We start from the raw sequence: 15,562 nt of genomic DNA on the forward strand, positions 1-15,562 counted from the left end.
ACGATGACAGCCATGCAGGCCATCGATGGCAACACCCTGGACGGCGTATCGGCGACCACCCTGTGGACACTGCACAACCGCGGTACCGAGGCCAAGCGGTCCGACGGCGTGATCCGCGACCCGTGGGCGGTGACGCTGCTCGACACGATCTCGTACGACTACCTCAGATTCGGCAAGCCCAACCAGTCGCACGCACTGCGGGCCGTCGCCTTCGACGCCGCCGCCCGCGCCTACCTGGCCGACCACCCGCGGGCGGCCGTCGTCGCCCTGGCCGAGGGGCTGCAGACCAGCTTCTGGCGGCTGGACCGCACCGGCGCCGTCGATCGGGTCCGCTGGTACTCCATCGATCTCGAGCCGGTGATCGACCTGCGCCGCCGACTGCTGCCGGGCGACGAGCGCATCACCGAACTCGCCCAGTCCGCACTCGACACGTCGTGGATGGACTGCGTCGACTCGACCGACGGCGCGTTCATCACCGCCGAGGGTCTGCTGATGTACCTCGAGCCCGAGGACGCGCTCGGCCTGATCCGCGAGTGCGCGGCGCGCTTCCCCGGCGGGCAGATGATGTTCGACTCGATCCCACCGTGGCTGAGCCGGCGCACGCTCAAGGGCTGGCAGCTGTCCGATCGCTACATCGCCCCGCCGATGCCGTTCGGGCAGAGTGCCGACGACGCGGTCGCGCTCGCGGGCCTGATCCCCGGCATCCGCATCGCACACGACGTCCGGCTCCCGCGCGGCCGCGGAGCGTGGCGCGCGGCGTCGTGGCCGCCGCTGGATCGCGTCGCCGCACTGCGCCGCGCGCGCCCGAGCGCCACGCTGCTGGAGTTCGGGTGACCCGCTACGCGCTCTTCCTGCGCGGCGTCAACGTCGGCGGCGTCACGCTCAAGATGGCCGACGTGCGGACGGCGTTGACCGAGGCCGAGTTCGAGCGCGTGACGACCGTCCTGGCGAGCGGCAACGTCCTGGTCGACCACGACGACGACGCAACCGGCGTGCGCGCGCGGGCGGAGGCGGCGCTGCGCTCCCGGTTCGGCTACGACGCCTGGGTGCTGGCCTACGACCTCGCGACGGTCCGCGCCGTCTCCGACGCCTACCCGTTCACCCGCGAGGTCGCCGACCACCACTCCTACGTCACGTTCGTCAGCGACGCCGCAGTGCTCGACGAACTGGCCGCCCTCGCCGACGACGCCGGGCCCGACGAGTCGATCCGCCCCGGCCGCGGCGTCGTGTACTGGCAGATCCCCCGCGCCGCGACGCTCACCTCGGTCATGGGCAAGACGATGGGCCGCAAGCGCTACAAGTCCTCGACCACCACGCGCAACCTCCGCACCATCGACAAGGTGCTGTCCGCCTGAGCTTCGGTACATTCGCGGAGGTGACCCCCGAATCCCATCCGGACGACGACCCCGCGGGCAAGGTCGACGCCCCGCTCACCGGCGTGTCCGAGACCGCCCTGATGACGTTGCAGGTCCGGGCCAGCGAGGCGCGCAGGCCCGACGGGATCATCGACGATCCGGAAGCCATCCGGCTCGTCGACTCCATCTCCTTCGACTTCGCGAAGTTCGGCTACACCAACCGGCAGGACATGGCGCTGCGCGCGCTCGCATTCGACCGCGCCACGCTCGACTACCTGCGCGACCACCCGTCGGCAACCGTCGTCGCGCTGGCCGAGGGACTGCAGACCAGCTACTACCGCGTGGCCGCCGCCGCCGAGACCGACCGGTTCCGCTGGCGCACCGTCGACCTGCCGCCGGTGGTCGAGTTGCGCGAGCGGCTGCTGCCGCCGTCCGACCGCGTCGAGGTGTGCGCACAGTCCGCGCTCGACTTCAGCTGGATGGACGGCATCGACCCCGAGCAGGGCGTCTTCGTCACCGCCGAAGGTCTGCTGATGTACCTGCAGCCCACCGAGGCCATGTCGGTGATCACCGAGTGCGCGCGGCGGTTCCCCGGCGGACGGATGATGTTCGACCTGCCGCCGTCGTGGTTCGCCTGGTTCGCGCGCCGCGGCATGCGCACGTCACTGCGCTACCGCATCCCGTCGATGCCGTTCAGCATGTCGGCAGCCGAGGCCGCCAGACTCGTCGACGTCGTCCCCGGCGTGCGTGCCGTGCACGACGTGACGCTGCCCCAGGGCAGGGGCCTCGTCCTGAACAAGCTGCTGTGGCTCGCGCAGCGCACTCCGCTGCTCGACCCCGTGCGGCCTGCGCTGACGTTGCTGGAGTTCGGCTAGCTAGCTCAGCGCCGCTTCGACGTACTCGAGCGCGGACGTCTTGTCCACGCCGAGCGACCTCGCGGCCGTCGCGAACGCGTGCGCTGCGCTGGCCATCGCCGAGTCGGCCGGATCGGCCCGGGCGACGAACGTGCCGAACCTCCCCCTGGTCTCGACGATCGCCGCCGACTCCAGTTCTCGATAAGCCCTGGCGACGGTGTTCACCGCCATGTTCAGTTCACCGGCGAGATCCCGGACCGTCGGCAGTCGCGACCCAGGCGACAAACGACCTTCCCGAATCCCCTCGATGATCTGAGTTCGCAATTGATCGAACAGTGGTCTCGTCGTGTGCGGATCCACCCGTACCCATTCCCCCAAATCGGTCACCTGCCCAGTAAAGCAAAAAACGGCTAGTTTGGTGAATGTGCAAGTGACCGTGCTCAGCGGAGCAGGCATTTCCGCCGAGAGTGGAGTGCCCACGTTCCGCGACGTCGAGACCGGACTGTGGGCCAAGGTCGACCCGTACGAGATCTCCAGCAGCGACGGGTGGCAGCGCCATCCCGAGCGGGTGTGGGCCTGGTACCTCTGGCGGCACTACATGATGAAGGCCGTCGACCCCAACGACGGGCATCGTGCCGTCGCGGCGTGGGAGGACCACGCCGAGGTGCACGTCGTCACCCAGAACGTCGACGATCTCCACGAGCGCGGCGGTAGCAGCCGGGTGTACCACCTGCACGGCAGCCTCTTCGAGTTCCGTTGCGACCGCTGCGATGTGGCCTACACCGGGCCGCTCCCCGCGATGCCCGAGCCCGTCGAGGTGGTCGAGCCGCCCACCTGTTCCTGCGGCGGCCTCATCCGGCCCAACGTGGTGTGGTTCGGCGAGGGCCTGCCCGCCGACGCGTGGGACCGCTCGGTCCAGGCAGTGCGCAATGCCGACGTCGCGATCGTCGTGGGCACCTCGGCCGTGGTGTATCCGGCGGCGGGGCTCCCCGAGCTGGCCCTGTCCAGTGGTATCCCGGTGATCGAGGTCAACCCCGAGGAGACGGCGCTGTCGGCGTCGGCGACGCTGAGCCTGCGCGAGAAGGCCGCGTCGGCACTGCCCACCCTGCTGCAGCGGCTGCCCGCCCTGCTGGGCTGACCCTCCCACGCCCCCTTTCTTCCGGCGAGCAGTCGCGAACTCCCCTGTTTCGTGTGCAACGAGGGGAGTTCACGACTGCTCGCGGTAATGGCGGGGGCGGAGCTACGCCGGGCGGACGGCCCGGCCGATCGCCGTCTCCGAGACCGGCATGGGCACCCAACTCGGCAGCACCCACTCCCGGCGCGCAGCCGCCAACTCGAAGCCGGCGTCGACGATCGAGCCCTCGGTGTCGCGGTGGGTGTGGCAGTTGCCGAGCAGCCGCGGCCACACGGTGGCGTCGGCCAGGCGCTGCAGGCCAGCCCGCGGGCCGGTGCTCGCGACGTGCTCGAGGTAGCGCAGCTCACCGCCGGGCCGCAATGCCGAGAACAGTTGCCGCAGAACGCCATCGGGCTCGTCGACCGAACACAGCACCAGGGAGCACACGACGGCGTCGAAGGGCTGCTGATCCTCGAACCGCTCGACGGTGTCGGTGGTGACGGTGATCGGGACCGACGCCTCGGCCGCCGCGACGCGGGCCAGCGTCGCGAGGCGCTGCTCGGGCTCGACGGCGACCACATCGGTGACCGAGTCGGGGTAGAACGGGAAGTTGGTGCCCGTGCCCGCGCCGACCTCGAGCACGCGCCCGGTCAGCCCGGCCAGGTTCTCCCGGCGCAACTGCCGGATCGACTCGGGCTCGCGGGCCGACATCCTCGCCCAGAGCGTGGCGAAGAACGGGTTGTCCACGGTGTTCGCCTCAGTCATCGGTCAATCCCTTCAGTACGAGCAGCGTCTGCTGTGGCGGCACGTCGTCGCCCACCGCCCCCATCACGATCCTCCCCAGGCACGCAGCCCGCAGCACCCTGTCGGCGAACTCCTCGGCGTCGCCGAGCGGCAGGTAGGGCCGCGCGATCAGCAGGGCGACCACCCCGTGTGCGACGGCCACCAGTTCGAGTCCCATCACGGTGGCGTCGCCGTCCGGGTAGATGCCCTCGTCCATGAGCGCCCGCACCGAGTCCCGCAGGTGCACGAACGCCGAGCTGTTCAGGGTGACGTCGACGTCGCTGCCGGGCATCGGCTCGCCCATCAGCGCGATGCGGTACAGCTCGGGTGTCTGCAGCGCGAACCGCACGTAGGCCATGCCCTGGGCGCGCAGCCGGTCGATCGTCGACGGTTGATCGACGGTGACCTGTTGCATGACCCGGTCGAGGCGCTCGAAGTAGCGCGCGCAGACGGCGTCGAGGAGGGCGTCCTTGTCCACGAAGTGGAGATAGATCGACGGCGGCGTGACCCCGACGCGCTGCGCGACCGCACGGATGGACACGGCCTTCGCGTGGCCGGTCTCCTTGAGCAGATCGGTTGTCGCGTCGAGGATCTCGTCACGGAGCTGCTCCCCCGAACCGCGTGGCGCACGCCGTCGCTTGAGCGGTGCGACCGTCATGTCAGTGCACCTCGGAGGCACTCGCCACCGGTAGTGGCGGATCGGGCGCGTCGTCGTCCGGCCCGGATTCGCTGATGCCGATCCGTCGGTGCAACCGGGCGAGCGGCGCGGGCGCCCACCAGTTCCACCCGCCCATCACGTGCATGAACGACGGCACCAGCAGCATCCGCACCAGCGTGGCGTCGACGAGGACCGCGAGCGTCAGTCCGACGCCGAACATCCGCATGAACGACACCTCCGCGGCGATCAGGGCGGCGAACGAGATCGACATGACCAGTGCCGCAGCGGTGATGACCCGGCCGGTGCGGGCCAGGCCGAGCGCCACCGCCTCGTCGTTGGCCAGGCGCGCCTCGGCCCCCGGCACCGAATCCGCGGGCTTGAGCTTGAGCCAGTACTCCCGGATGCGGGCGACCAGGAACACCTCGTAGTCCATGGACAACCCGAACGCGATGCAGAACAGCAGCACCGGCATGTTGGCCACCAACGTGCCCGTCGGCGTGGTGCCGAAGGCCCCGAGGTGACCGTCCTGGAAGACCCAGACGAGCGCACCGAACGCCGCGGTCAGCGACAACACGTTGAGGACCACGGCCTTCAGCGGCAGCGTCACGCTCCCGGTCAGCAGGAACAGCAGGCCGAAGGTGATGATCGCGATGAGGCCCAGCACCCACGGCAGCCTGCTGGTGATCGCGTCGACGCTGTCGCGGTTGATCTGCGCGATGCCGGCGAACTGAACCGAGCGGCCGTCCGGCCCGGGGACGGCGTGCAGCGCATCGAGTTGGACGTCGGAGCGGTCGGAGAACAGCGGCGCGGTGCTACCGACCGTCATGAAGGCGCTGCCGTCGGAGAGTCCCGTCGGGGCCGACGGTGGCCCTACGGCCTCACCGGCGACGAACGTCCCGGTCGGCGCCGACACCGAGGCGACGTCCGGCGCCCGGGACAGTTGCGCCGCGTAGCCGTCGAGAGCCGCCGGCGCGAGTCCCTCGGCGTCGGGGATCACGACGGTGACCGCCGTCGACGAGTCATCGGCGAAGTCGTCGCGCAGTTGGTCGCCGACCTCGTGCGCCGACGCGGTGGTGGGCAGCACGCGGTCGTCGGGGAAGCCCCACTTGACCGACAGGAACGGCGCACCGAGCGCGAGCAGCAGCACCACCACCGCGAGGCCGATGACCACGGCGCGGCGCATGACGAAGCGGGTGGACCGGTACCAGAACAGCTGCTCGACGGGCTTGGGCGTGGGCGCCTGTCGGCGGAACAGCCGCCGCATCGGGCGTCGGACGTCCAGCGCGTCGAGCCGGTCGCCGAGCAACCAGATCGCCGCGGGGGTCACGATCACCGCCGCGGCGGCCGCGAAAGCCACCGTCGCGACGCCCGCGTAGGCGAACGACTTGAGGAAGTACATCGGGAACAGCAGCATCGCCGCCATCGACAGGGCGACCGTCACCGCGGAGAACAGCACCGTGCGGCCCGCGGTCGACATGGTCCGGATGAGCGCCTTCTCCCGGGGGACGCCGTCGGCGAGTTCGTCGCGGTACCGGCTGACGATCAGGAGGGTGTAGTCGATCGCCAGCGCCAGCCCCAGTGCGGTCGACAGGTTGAGCGCGAAGATCGACACGTCGGTGCTGAACGTGATCAGCCGCAGCACCGACATCGATCCGACGATCGCGAGCGCGCCGATCGTCATGGGCAGCGCCGCCGCCACCAGCCCGCCGAAGACCCACACCAGGACGAGGAAGCTCAACGGAATCGCGATCGACTCCATCAGCAGCAGATCCTTCTCCGACTGGGCGTTGATCTGCGCGTAGACCATGGCGACGCCGCCGGCGCGCACCTCGACCCCGTCGCGGTCGTAGACCACCTCGTCGGCGAGGGTCTTGGCGAACTTCTGCGCGTCGTTCTCCCCGCCGGTGATGCCGGCGACGATCAGCCCGGTGGCGCCGTCACGGCTGGTCAGCTCGGCGGCGGCCTGCGGCGGCACGGTCCAGGCCGACGTCACGTTCGCGACGTGCGGTGACTTTTCGAGCCGGGTGACGACGTCGTCCGCCACGGCCCGGGCCGCCGGACCGTCGACGCCGTCGGGCGAGGTGATGGTGACGAGCATCTGCATGTCACCCTGGTCGAACGTGCGGGTCAGCAGTTCGGTGGCCTGCGCGGACTCCGACGTCGGGTCCTGGAAGCCGCCCGCGGACAGGCTCTTCGCCACCGGGATCCCGAACACGGCGGCGGCCACCAGGAGTACCGCGGCGGCGGCGAGGATGCGCTTCGGCGCGGCGATGGCAAGCATGGCGATTCTGCGAAGCACGAACGACCCCCCCTACGGATACCGGCGGTAACTTATCAGCGGTAACTCAGCTGGTCAACGGCGTGTCGCAGCAGCCGACGAGCGGAGCAAGGGGGGCCCGGCTGAACGGCACCAACCCGCTACACCGGTCGTCACCCGCGGCGCCGAACCTACCCGCGGGTAGTAATTGCCAACGTTTTCTGAACTGTGACTCAAAGAACTCTTAAAGGTGATGGTTACTGTCCAGTACATGTGGATCGACGACACCAGTGCCGATGTCATCAAGGTTGATTTCGACGCGCTGTACCACGGCGACGTCCTGGTCGAGGGTGACTGCTCCGAGCAGTTCCCCGACCTCGCCGCCGCGGTCTGACCGACGGCGGGTTCGCCCGCCCGGTTCGGCCGAGATGCCGCGCGCACGCGCGCGGGACGAGAGACGCGCCATGACGCGCGCACCGGGCTCGACCAGCCCTGACACGAGCTGCCGACATATTCGTCGGCGGCTTTCTTCGTTCTAGGGGCGCGAACCGGCGTCGGACCCTACTGAGCGGTAAGAAATGCCACCAAACTCAGAGAGCAGGCTCAGAGTTCTCTCAATCCCCGTGGTTACTGTTCAGTACATGTGGATCGACGAGAGCAATGACAACGTCATCAAGGTTGATTTCGACGCCCTTTACCACGGCGACGTCCTCATCGAGGGTGATACCACCGAACAGTTCCCGGAACTCGCCTTCGCTGTCTGAGCCGAAGCGGGCCCTGGAGCCCGCCTGATGCCGGCGCGCGTCACCGAGCGGACGCGCCGACTCGATGCACGAAGAGCCGCCGACCCATGGGTCGGCGGCTCTCGTGCGTTCAGGGGTCAGACGGTGGCCGCAGCGGAGGCCGACAGCATGCCGCCGAGCCGCCCGCCGATGATCTCCTCGGCCTCGCTGACGATCCGCGAGATCAGCTCCTCGCAGGTCGGGATGTCGTCGATCAGGCCCATCACGGTGCCGACCGTCCAGATCCCCGCGTCCAGGTCGCCGTCGTCGAAGACCTTGCGACCACGGACACCGGCCACCAGATCCTTGACGTCCTCGAACTGACCGCCGCCGGCGAGGATCTCCACGACCTCGCGGGACACGGTGTTGCTCGCCACCCGGGCGGTGTTGCGCAGGCTGCGGAAGATCAGCTCCGTGCCCCGCTCGTCACCGGCGACGATCGCATCCTTGACGTTCTGGTGGATGCAGGACTCCTGGGTGCACATGAAGCGGGTGCCCATGTTGACACCGTCGGCACCCAACGCCAGCGCGGCCACCAGACCCCGGCTGTCGCCGAAGCCACCCGAGGCGATCATCGGGATCTCGATCTGCTTGGCCGCCGCGGGAATCAGCACCAGTCCCGGCACGTCGTCCTCACCGGGGTGTCCGGCGCACTCGAAGCCGTCGATGCTGATGCCGTCGACGCCGAGGCTCTGCGCCTTGACCGCGTGCCGCACCGAGGTGCACTTGTGCAGCACCTTGATGCCGTGGTCGTGGAACATCGGCAGGTGCGGCGCCGGATTCGAGCCGGCGGTCTCGACCACCTTCACGCCCTCGTCGACGATCACCTGCCGGTACTCGTCATACGGCGGCGGATTGATCGACGGCAGGATCGTCAGGTTGACCCCGAACGGCTTGTCGGTCAGCTCGCGGGTCTTGGCAATCTCGCGCGCCAGGTCCGCGGGCGTGGGCTGCGTCAGCGCGGTGATGAAACCCAAGCCGCCCGCATTGGCCACGGCCGCAACCAGTTCCGCGCGACCCACCCATTGCATGCCACCCTGGGCGATGGGGTGCTCGACCCCGAACACCTCGGTGAACTTCGTCCTGATCGTCATCGCGTCTACCTCGGAGCCATGCGGATCGCACCGTCGAGGCGGATCACCTCGCCGTTGAGCATCGCGTTCTCCACGATGTGCACGGCGAGCGCGCCGTACTCGTCGGGATCGCCGAGGCGCGCGGGGTGCGGCACCTGCTGACCCAGCGAGCGCTGCGCCTCCTCGGGCAGCGAACCCAGCAGCGGGGTCTTGAACAGGCCGGGCGCGATGGTGCAGACGCGGATCAGGCTGCGCGACAGGTCCCGGGCGATCGGGAGCGTCATGCCCACGACGCCGCCCTTGGATGCGGAGTAGGCGGCCTGGCCGATCTGTCCGTCGAACGCCGCGACGGACGCGGTGTTGACGATCACGCCGCGCTCCTCGCCGATGGGCTCGGTCTTGGCGATCCGCTCGGCTGCCAGCCGCAGCACGTTGAACGTGCCGATCAGGTTGACCTCGATGACCTTCGTGAACTTGGCGAGGGGAAAGGCGCCTTCCTTGCCGAGGGTCTTGATGGCGTTGCCGATGCCCGCGCAGTTGACGTTGATGCGCACCGGGCCGAGCGACTCGGCGAGGTCGAGAGCCTGGGTCACGGCTGCCTCGTCGGTCACGTCGGCCGAGGCGAAGCGCACCCGCTCGCCCAGCTTGGCCAGCTCGTCGCCCTCGCGCAGGTCGATCACGACCACACTCGCCCCGGCGTCCAGCAGTCGCTTCGTGGTGGCCAGGCCGAGCCCGGACGCACCGCCCGTGACGACGGCAACGGCGTCTTTGATCTGCACTGATCGTTCCTCTCTCCGGGCCGGCGCCAGTGCCGACCTACTGGTTGGTTGGGACTATACCCAGTCGCTCAGCACGGCGTCGTTGTCGGCGCCACTGACCGGCGGCGGCGTCGGCGCGTCGGGCCTGCTGCGGGAGAAACGCGGCGCGGGCGCCGGCTCCAGGTTGTCGCCGGCGTCGGACACGTCGTGGAAGAAGGTCTTGCGCTCGGTGATGTGCGGTTCGGTCTCCACCTCGGCGAAGCTCAGCACCGGGGTGACGCACGCGTCGGTCCCGTTGAACACCGACGCCCAGTGGTCGCGGTCCTTGGCCGCGAACGCCGCGGTGAACGTCTCCTTCAGCTCCGGCCAGCGGCCGATGTCCTGCTGGTGGGGAAGCGTCGCCGGATCGAGGTCGAGACCGGCCAGCAGCTGGGCGTAGAACTGCGGCTCGATGGCCCCGACGGCGACGTACTTGCCGTCGGCCGTCTCGTAGGTGTCGTAGTACGGCGCTCCGGTGTCGAGCATGTTCGTGCCGCGCTCGTCGTTCCACATCCCGCTCGCACGGAAGCCCCACATCATCTGCATCAGCACGCTCGAGCCGTCGATCATCGCCGCGTCGACCACCTGGCCCTTGCCCGACGTCTGCCGTTCCCACAGGGCGGACAGGATCCCGACGAGCAGGAACATCGATCCGCCACCGAAGTCGCCGGCGAGGTTGAGCGGCGGCACCGGACGCTCGCCCTTGCGGCCGACCGCGTGCAGCAGCCCGTTGAGCGAGATGTAGTTGATGTCGTGCCCGGCCTGCAGCGCCCGCGGACCGTCCTGTCCCCAGCCCGTCATCCGGCCGTAGACCAGTCGTTCGTTGACCTTGGCGCAGTCCTCCGGTCCGAGACCGAGGCGCTCGGTGACGCCGGGACGGAATCCCTCGATGAGCACGTCGGCCTTCGCGATGAGCGTCAGCACGAGGTCGCGGCCCTCGTCGCTCTTGAGGTCCGCGGCCACCGAGCGACGGTTCCGCAGCATCGAGTCGCGGCTGCCACCCGGGATGCCACCACCCTTGTTCGGCCGTTCGATGCGTACGACGTCGGCGCCGAGGTCGCCCAGAATCATCGCCGCGTGTGGTCCGGGGCCGATACCGGCCAGCTCGACGACCCGCAATCCGTGAAGTGGTCCTGCCATTGCCCTGTCCTCCAGAAGTAGACCTAGTTGACCGCCGCCAAAGCCTACTTGTATAACCAAGTCAATCCGCTGCGGGCCTTCGGCTCGCCCCAACCGAGGCGAGGCACATGACCGCGACCGAGTCCTACACCGGAATCGACCATCTGGCGGTGTCCCTCGACGACGGGGTGCTCTCGCTGACCCTGAACCGGCCGGACAGCCTGAACTCCTTGACGGCGGCCATGCTGCAGACCATCGGCGACAACCTGGATCGCGCCGCGACCGATCCGGCCGTGCGGGTGGTCCGACTCGGCGGCGCCGGACGCGGATTCAGTTCGGGCGCAGGCATCAGCGCGGAGGACCACGCCGATCCCAGCGCGAGTGGCGCGCCCGAGGACGTGCTCGCCGCCGCCAACCTGGTGGTGCGCGCGATGGTGGCGCTGCCCAAGCCGGTGGTGTCGGTGGTCCACGGGCCGGCCGCCGGTGTCGGCGTCTCGCTGGCGATCGCCGCGGACGTCATCCTGGCGTCGGAGAAAGCGTACTTCCTGTTGGCGTTCACCAAGATCGGCCTCATGCCCGACGGCGGCGCCTCGGCTCTGGTGGCCGCCTCGATCGGCCGCACGCGCGCGATGCGGATGGCGCTGCTGGCCGAACGACTCTCGGCCACCGACGCTTTCACCGCCGGGCTCGTCAGTGCGGTGTACCCCGCCGACGAACTCGACGCCGGGGTCGACGCCGTCCTCGCCACGCTGAAGTCCGGACCCGCGGTGGCGCTGCGCAAGACCAAGCAGGCGATCAACTCCGCGACCCTGACCGAACTCGAGGGCGCCTTCGACCGCGAGACCGAGGGCCAGCTGGAACTGCTCGTCGCGCCGGACTTCCGGGAGGGCACCCGGGCGTTCCAGCAGCGTCGCTCCGCGACGTTCACCGATCACTAGCCACACCGCGGCGCGATAAATCGTTCGACTGGGGGCGCCTCGGTACGCGACCATCTGCTGTGTGAGTACGCAATTCGACACCCGGCCGGTGAGTGGCTGGCGCGTGCTCGCACCGTTCCGGTTCCGCGAGTACCGCCTGCTGATCATCGCCGTGTCCCTGTCGATCTTCGCCGAGGGCATGTGGGCGGTGGTGATGGCACTGCAGGTCATGGCGCTCGACGACGATCCCACGTCGCTGTCGATCGTCGCCACGTGCCTGGGCGCGGGCCTGGTGGCCTTCGTCCTCGTCGGTGGCATCGCGGCCGATCGCATCGATCAGCGTGCGATCATCATCGCCGTCGAGACCGTGAACGTCTTCGTCGTGACGACGGCGGCGGTGCTGGGTTCGGTTGGCGTGCTACGGATCTGGCACATGGCGGTGGCGGCGGGCACGCTGGGCATCGCGGCGGCGTTCTTCTTTCCCGCGTACAGCGCATTGCTGCCGCGGATCCTGCCCGCCGAACACCTGCTGGCCGCCAACGGCGTCGAGGGCGTCGTGCGGCCGGTGTTCCAGCGCGCCGTCGGGCCGGCCCTCGCCGGTGTACTGGTGGGTGCGACGTTCCCGGCGGTCGGCGCCTACGTCGTCGCGGCGCTGTTCGCCGTTGGCCTGACGCTGCTGATCGCCACGCGGCCGCCGGTTCGGGCCGCGGAGTCGGCCGAGCGGCCACACGTGCTGCGCGACCTGCGGGACGGCGTCGCGTTCATGGTGCGGACACCGTGGCTGCTGTGGACGTTGCTCTTCGCGAGCACGTTCGTGCTGATGGTGCTCGGCCCCATCGAGGTGCTGCTGCCGTTCATCGCCGCCGACCGGTTCGCCGATGGCGCGCGGGCGTACGGGTTCATCCTGGCGTTCTTCGGCGTCGGTAGTGCCCTGGGCGCGCTGACGGTGTCGTCGCTGCGGCTCCCGCGGCGCTATCTGTCGGTGATGATGACGATGTGGGGCCTCGGTTCGGTTCCGCTGGTCATCGTCGGCGCCACGTCGTCGTTCCCGCTGATGGCGGCCGCCACGTTCGTCATCGGCGTGACCGACGGTGCGGGAATGGTGATCTGGGGGACGCTGCTGCAGCGCCGGGTCCCGCGGGAGATGCTGGGCCGCGTGTCCAGTCTGGACTTCTTCGTGTCCCTGGCGTTCATGCCGGTGTCGTTCGCGATCGTCGGCCCGCTGTCGAAGGTCGTGTCGATGGAGACGATCTTCGCGGCGGCCGGCATCGTGCCGCCGCTGTGCGCGATCGTCGCCGTCCTCGCCGCGCGCATGTGGCGCGACGAGGTGGACAACCCGCTGCGGTAGTGCCTACGAGACGCCGAAGATCGGCGGCAGTGCGAGCACCATGACCAGGCCCCAGAAGAAGTGGGTCAGCATGGGGGCGAGGATGCCGCCGGTCATTCGGCGTTCGTAGGCGCACACGAAACCGAGGATGAGACCGGCGAAGCCGAGCATCGGGTTGCCCGCCGCGGACACGGCGATCGCGTAGATGACGGTGGAGACGAGCATCGGCTTGTACTTGTGCGGCAGCGCGCCGTACAGCGCGCCGCGGAAGAACATCTCCTCGGCGAGACCGTTGATGAGCGTGATGAACGTGACGAGCACCAGCGGTCCGTAGGTGGCGTACTCGAGCACCTGGACGATGTAGTCGCGCACCGGTGGGATCTCGCGGGTGACGAGGCCGCCGACGATGAAGGCCGCGCCGAGCGCGAGTCCGATGATGGTGCCCGTGATGATCGGCCGCCGGCTCTTGCCGCGAAAGCTGACGTGGCCCATGTGCACCGGGCCCGACAGCCGGGCTCCGAGTGCCCACACGCCCGCCAGGGCGAGGGTCAACCAGTAGAACGACGTGTCGCCCGGTGTCCGGGTGAGCGAGAAGCCGAGCAGCACCGCCCCGATGACGAGCACCACGACCACCACGATGCGGCGGCGCCGCACGGTGCCGGGGTTCTCGTCGTGCAGATCGGCCTTGGAGCTGACGATCGACCCGAATTCGCCGAAGACATTCATGCGTCTAGCTTCTCCCCGTGAGTCCGAGCAGGTGGTCGACGCCGGTGCGGACCGCACCGGCGACGGGCCCTGGCACCACACCGATCAGGCCGAGCGCAGGACGGATGAAGTTGGGCGTCAACGAGTTCGCGACGCGACGCAGGCGGAGCGTGTCGCCGCCGGCCCACTGCGGATCGGTGTCGGCGAGGTGGTGCACGTCGTCGAGACCGTTGACCGGGCGGGCACGCCGACCGCTGAGCGAACGCTTGACCGCATCTGCGGTGGTGAGCAGCCCGCCGGGCGGATCGGGCACGAGGTCGCGGATCCCGAGTTTCGTCGCCTGCATCGGGTGGTCGAGCGACTGGACGAGGTCGGCGGCCAATCCGCCTGGGACGGGCAGGATCACGCCGGTCACCATCGACACCAGCTTGGTGTCGATGCCGCGCACGGGAATTGGAGCCCGCCACTCCCCCGCGGTGCGCGAGTAGAGCATCAGCAGTTCGCCGTAGGTGAGGCTGTCGGCGCCGGTGATGTCGTAGGAGCCCGGCGGGACGCGGTCGCCGTCGGCGGCCGCGACGAGGTAGTACAGCACGTCGCGGATGGAGATGGGGTCGATGACGTTCTCGGCCCACTCCGGCATCGGGATGACGAGGAACCGGTCGCTGACGTACCGGATCATCTCGAACGACGTCGATCCCGCGCCGATGATGATCGCGGCGCCGATCCAGACCACGTCCGGTCCGCCGTCGATGGTGAGGGCCTCAGCGACCTCGGCTCGGCTCGCGAGGTGCTCGGAGAGGTTGCCGTCGCCCGGGACGAATCCGCCGAGGTAGACGATGCGGCGCACGCCCGCTGCCTTGGCGGCCTCGGCGACGTTGGCGGCGGCCTGGTTGTCGGCCTCGCGGAAGCCCGGCTGTCCGATGGCGTGGACGAGGTAGTAGACGACGTCGATGGGGCCGGCCACGCTGAACGCGCTGGCCGCGGAATCGGCGTCACCGGCGTCGAGGTACACCGGGATCACGTCGTCCATCCACCCGAACCGGCCGAGCTTCTCGAGGTTGCGGCTGGCGACCACGACGTCGTGGCCCTCTCCGATCAGCTCGGTCACCAAGCGGGACCCGACATATCCGGTGGCACCCGTGACGAGCACTCGCATCCGATTCACGGTACGGCTGTACCCGGGAGGGCTCCCGGGGAACCGTGGTGTGGTGCGCTTCGCAGGGCGAACACGCCGGCGGCAACACCCGCGAGTGCTGCGTCGGCGGCGAGGTCGGCATCGCGCCCGGTCAGAGGCGTCCGGACGATCAACCACTTGTAGTACAGCGGCGCGGACACGGCGTGGATCACCGCTCGGGCGTCGGTGTCGGGTGGTGCCTCGCCGCGCCGGACACCGTCGTCGACACACGTGGACCATTCGGCGATGCGGGCTTCGTAGAACGCTGCCAGCGCACCTGCAGTGTTGGCGTCGAAGGTCGCCGCGGCGACGATCGCGGCGAACAACGAGCTGCTACGCGTCTCGGACAACGTGCGTCGCACCAGATCTGCGTTGGCGAGCAGATCGCCCCGCAGGGATCCCGTGTCCGCCCGCGGCACCGAGGTCTCCACCATGTCGTGGATGAGGTCGGCGACCAGTGCCGCGACCGTGCCCCACCTTCGATAGACGGTTGACCTGCCAACGCCCGCCCGGTCGGCGACGGCCGTCATCTCGAGCCCACCCAAACCGGTTTCGCTCAGGAGGTCAGCGGCCGCGCCGAGGACGGCCCGTCGCACGGCCGCGGTACGCCCGCCGGGCCGACCCGTGCGGGGCGTCGCCATTCCGCC

At 69.4% G+C, this 15,562-nt stretch carries 18 protein-coding genes; 8 read left to right on the forward strand and 10 right to left on the reverse strand.

Features of this window, described 5'->3' with window-relative positions; translation table 11 throughout:
* The first annotated feature begins 12 nt into the window (after positions 1-12).
* The 3 genes from AC1MEY_RS15455 (at position 13) to AC1MEY_RS15465 (ending at position 2,230) form a co-directional block, all read left to right on the forward strand.
* A complete protein-coding gene (locus AC1MEY_RS15455) occupies positions 13-834 on the forward strand; it encodes a class I SAM-dependent methyltransferase (RefSeq protein ID WP_480226373.1) in 822 nt (273 codons plus the stop codon).
* Positions 831-1,355 carry a DUF1697 domain-containing protein gene (locus tag AC1MEY_RS15460; RefSeq protein ID WP_480226374.1) on the forward strand — a complete coding sequence of 175 codons (525 nt, stop codon included), beginning with the start codon at positions 831-833 and terminating at the stop codon, positions 1,353-1,355. The genes AC1MEY_RS15455 and AC1MEY_RS15460 overlap by 4 nt, the downstream gene beginning before the upstream one ends.
* Positions 1,356-1,456: 101 nt before the next feature.
* Entirely contained in the window at positions 1,457-2,230 is a 774-nt protein-coding gene (locus AC1MEY_RS15465; protein WP_480231510.1) for a class I SAM-dependent methyltransferase, read from the forward strand.
* Here AC1MEY_RS15465 and AC1MEY_RS15470 read toward each other — a convergent pair whose 3' ends face one another.
* On the reverse strand, positions 2,231-2,596 hold the full coding sequence (locus tag AC1MEY_RS15470) for an Rv1152 family transcriptional regulator (protein WP_480231511.1): 366 nt from the start codon (positions 2,594-2,596) through the stop codon (positions 2,231-2,233). It abuts the gene before it with no gap.
* A gap of 37 nt (positions 2,597-2,633) precedes the next feature.
* Here AC1MEY_RS15470 and AC1MEY_RS15475 point away from each other — a divergent pair, with 37 nt between their 5' ends.
* Positions 2,634-3,347: an NAD-dependent deacylase gene (locus AC1MEY_RS15475; RefSeq protein ID WP_480226375.1), complete on the forward strand. Its 714-nt coding sequence runs from the start codon at positions 2,634-2,636 to the stop codon at positions 3,345-3,347.
* Between the two features lie 102 nt (positions 3,348-3,449).
* Here AC1MEY_RS15475 and AC1MEY_RS15480 read toward each other — a convergent pair whose 3' ends face one another.
* From AC1MEY_RS15480 to AC1MEY_RS15490, 3 genes are read right to left on the reverse strand one after another with little or no spacing between them, the layout of a single operon-like run.
* The gene (locus AC1MEY_RS15480) at positions 3,450-4,088 is read right to left on the reverse strand and encodes a class I SAM-dependent methyltransferase (RefSeq protein ID WP_480226376.1); all 639 of its coding nucleotides are present in this window, start codon (positions 4,086-4,088) and stop codon (positions 3,450-3,452) included.
* Complete coding sequence (locus tag AC1MEY_RS15485) at positions 4,081-4,764, reverse strand: TetR/AcrR family transcriptional regulator (RefSeq protein WP_480226377.1); 684 nt, start codon at positions 4,762-4,764, stop codon at positions 4,081-4,083. The genes AC1MEY_RS15480 and AC1MEY_RS15485 overlap by 8 nt, the downstream gene beginning before the upstream one ends.
* A gap of 1 nt (position 4,765) precedes the next feature.
* Positions 4,766-7,063, reverse strand: coding sequence for an MMPL family transporter (locus tag AC1MEY_RS15490; protein ID WP_480226378.1), 2,298 nt, complete (start codon positions 7,061-7,063; stop codon positions 4,766-4,768).
* Positions 7,064-7,292: 229 nt separating this feature from the next.
* On the opposite strand from AC1MEY_RS15490, the gene AC1MEY_RS15495 reads away from it, so the two are divergent.
* Positions 7,293-7,415 (forward strand): hypothetical protein, encoded by a 123-nt coding sequence (locus AC1MEY_RS15495; protein WP_480226379.1) that lies wholly within the window; start codon positions 7,293-7,295, stop codon positions 7,413-7,415.
* 247 nt (positions 7,416-7,662) lie between these two features.
* Positions 7,663-7,785: a hypothetical protein gene (locus tag AC1MEY_RS15500; RefSeq protein WP_480226380.1), complete on the forward strand. Its 123-nt coding sequence runs from the start codon at positions 7,663-7,665 to the stop codon at positions 7,783-7,785.
* 116 nt (positions 7,786-7,901) lie between these two features.
* Here AC1MEY_RS15500 and AC1MEY_RS15505 read toward each other — a convergent pair whose 3' ends face one another.
* Genes AC1MEY_RS15505 through AC1MEY_RS15515 form a run of 3 tightly spaced genes read right to left on the reverse strand, consistent with a single transcriptional unit; the run spans position 7,902 to position 10,813 of the window.
* On the reverse strand, positions 7,902-8,897 hold the full coding sequence (locus tag AC1MEY_RS15505; protein WP_480226381.1) for an NAD(P)H-dependent flavin oxidoreductase: 996 nt from the start codon (positions 8,895-8,897) through the stop codon (positions 7,902-7,904).
* Positions 8,898-8,902: 5 nt separating this feature from the next.
* Positions 8,903-9,655: a 3-hydroxyacyl-CoA dehydrogenase gene (locus AC1MEY_RS15510; RefSeq protein WP_480226382.1), complete on the reverse strand. Its 753-nt coding sequence runs from the start codon at positions 9,653-9,655 to the stop codon at positions 8,903-8,905.
* 54 nt (positions 9,656-9,709) lie between these two features.
* Positions 9,710-10,813 carry a CaiB/BaiF CoA transferase family protein gene (locus AC1MEY_RS15515; protein WP_480226383.1) on the reverse strand — a complete coding sequence of 368 codons (1,104 nt, stop codon included), beginning with the start codon at positions 10,811-10,813 and terminating at the stop codon, positions 9,710-9,712.
* Between the two features lie 107 nt (positions 10,814-10,920).
* Here AC1MEY_RS15515 and AC1MEY_RS15520 point away from each other — a divergent pair, with 107 nt between their 5' ends.
* Together AC1MEY_RS15520 and tet(V) are read left to right on the forward strand one after the other, a co-directional pair.
* Complete coding sequence (locus AC1MEY_RS15520; protein ID WP_480226384.1) at positions 10,921-11,730, forward strand: enoyl-CoA hydratase; 810 nt, start codon at positions 10,921-10,923, stop codon at positions 11,728-11,730.
* 61 nt (positions 11,731-11,791) lie between these two features.
* Positions 11,792-13,057 (forward strand): tetracycline efflux MFS transporter Tet(V), encoded by a 1,266-nt coding sequence (gene tet(V) / locus AC1MEY_RS15525; RefSeq protein WP_480226385.1) that lies wholly within the window; start codon positions 11,792-11,794, stop codon positions 13,055-13,057.
* Between the two features lie 3 nt (positions 13,058-13,060).
* Here tet(V) and AC1MEY_RS15530 read toward each other — a convergent pair whose 3' ends face one another.
* Genes AC1MEY_RS15530 through AC1MEY_RS15540 form a run of 3 tightly spaced genes read right to left on the reverse strand, consistent with a single transcriptional unit; the run spans position 13,061 to position 15,556 of the window.
* Positions 13,061-13,762 (reverse strand): CPBP family intramembrane glutamic endopeptidase, encoded by a 702-nt coding sequence (locus tag AC1MEY_RS15530; protein WP_480226386.1) that lies wholly within the window; start codon positions 13,760-13,762, stop codon positions 13,061-13,063.
* 4 nt (positions 13,763-13,766) lie between these two features.
* A complete protein-coding gene (locus AC1MEY_RS15535) occupies positions 13,767-14,906 on the reverse strand; it encodes an NAD(P)H-binding protein (protein ID WP_480226387.1) in 1,140 nt (379 codons plus the stop codon).
* Entirely contained in the window at positions 14,903-15,556 is a 654-nt protein-coding gene (locus AC1MEY_RS15540) for a TetR/AcrR family transcriptional regulator (protein WP_480226388.1), read from the reverse strand. The genes AC1MEY_RS15535 and AC1MEY_RS15540 overlap by 4 nt, the downstream gene beginning before the upstream one ends.
* Positions 15,557-15,562 lie beyond the last annotated feature (6 nt).

The organism is Mycobacterium sp. PTI7, assembly GCF_056679845.1.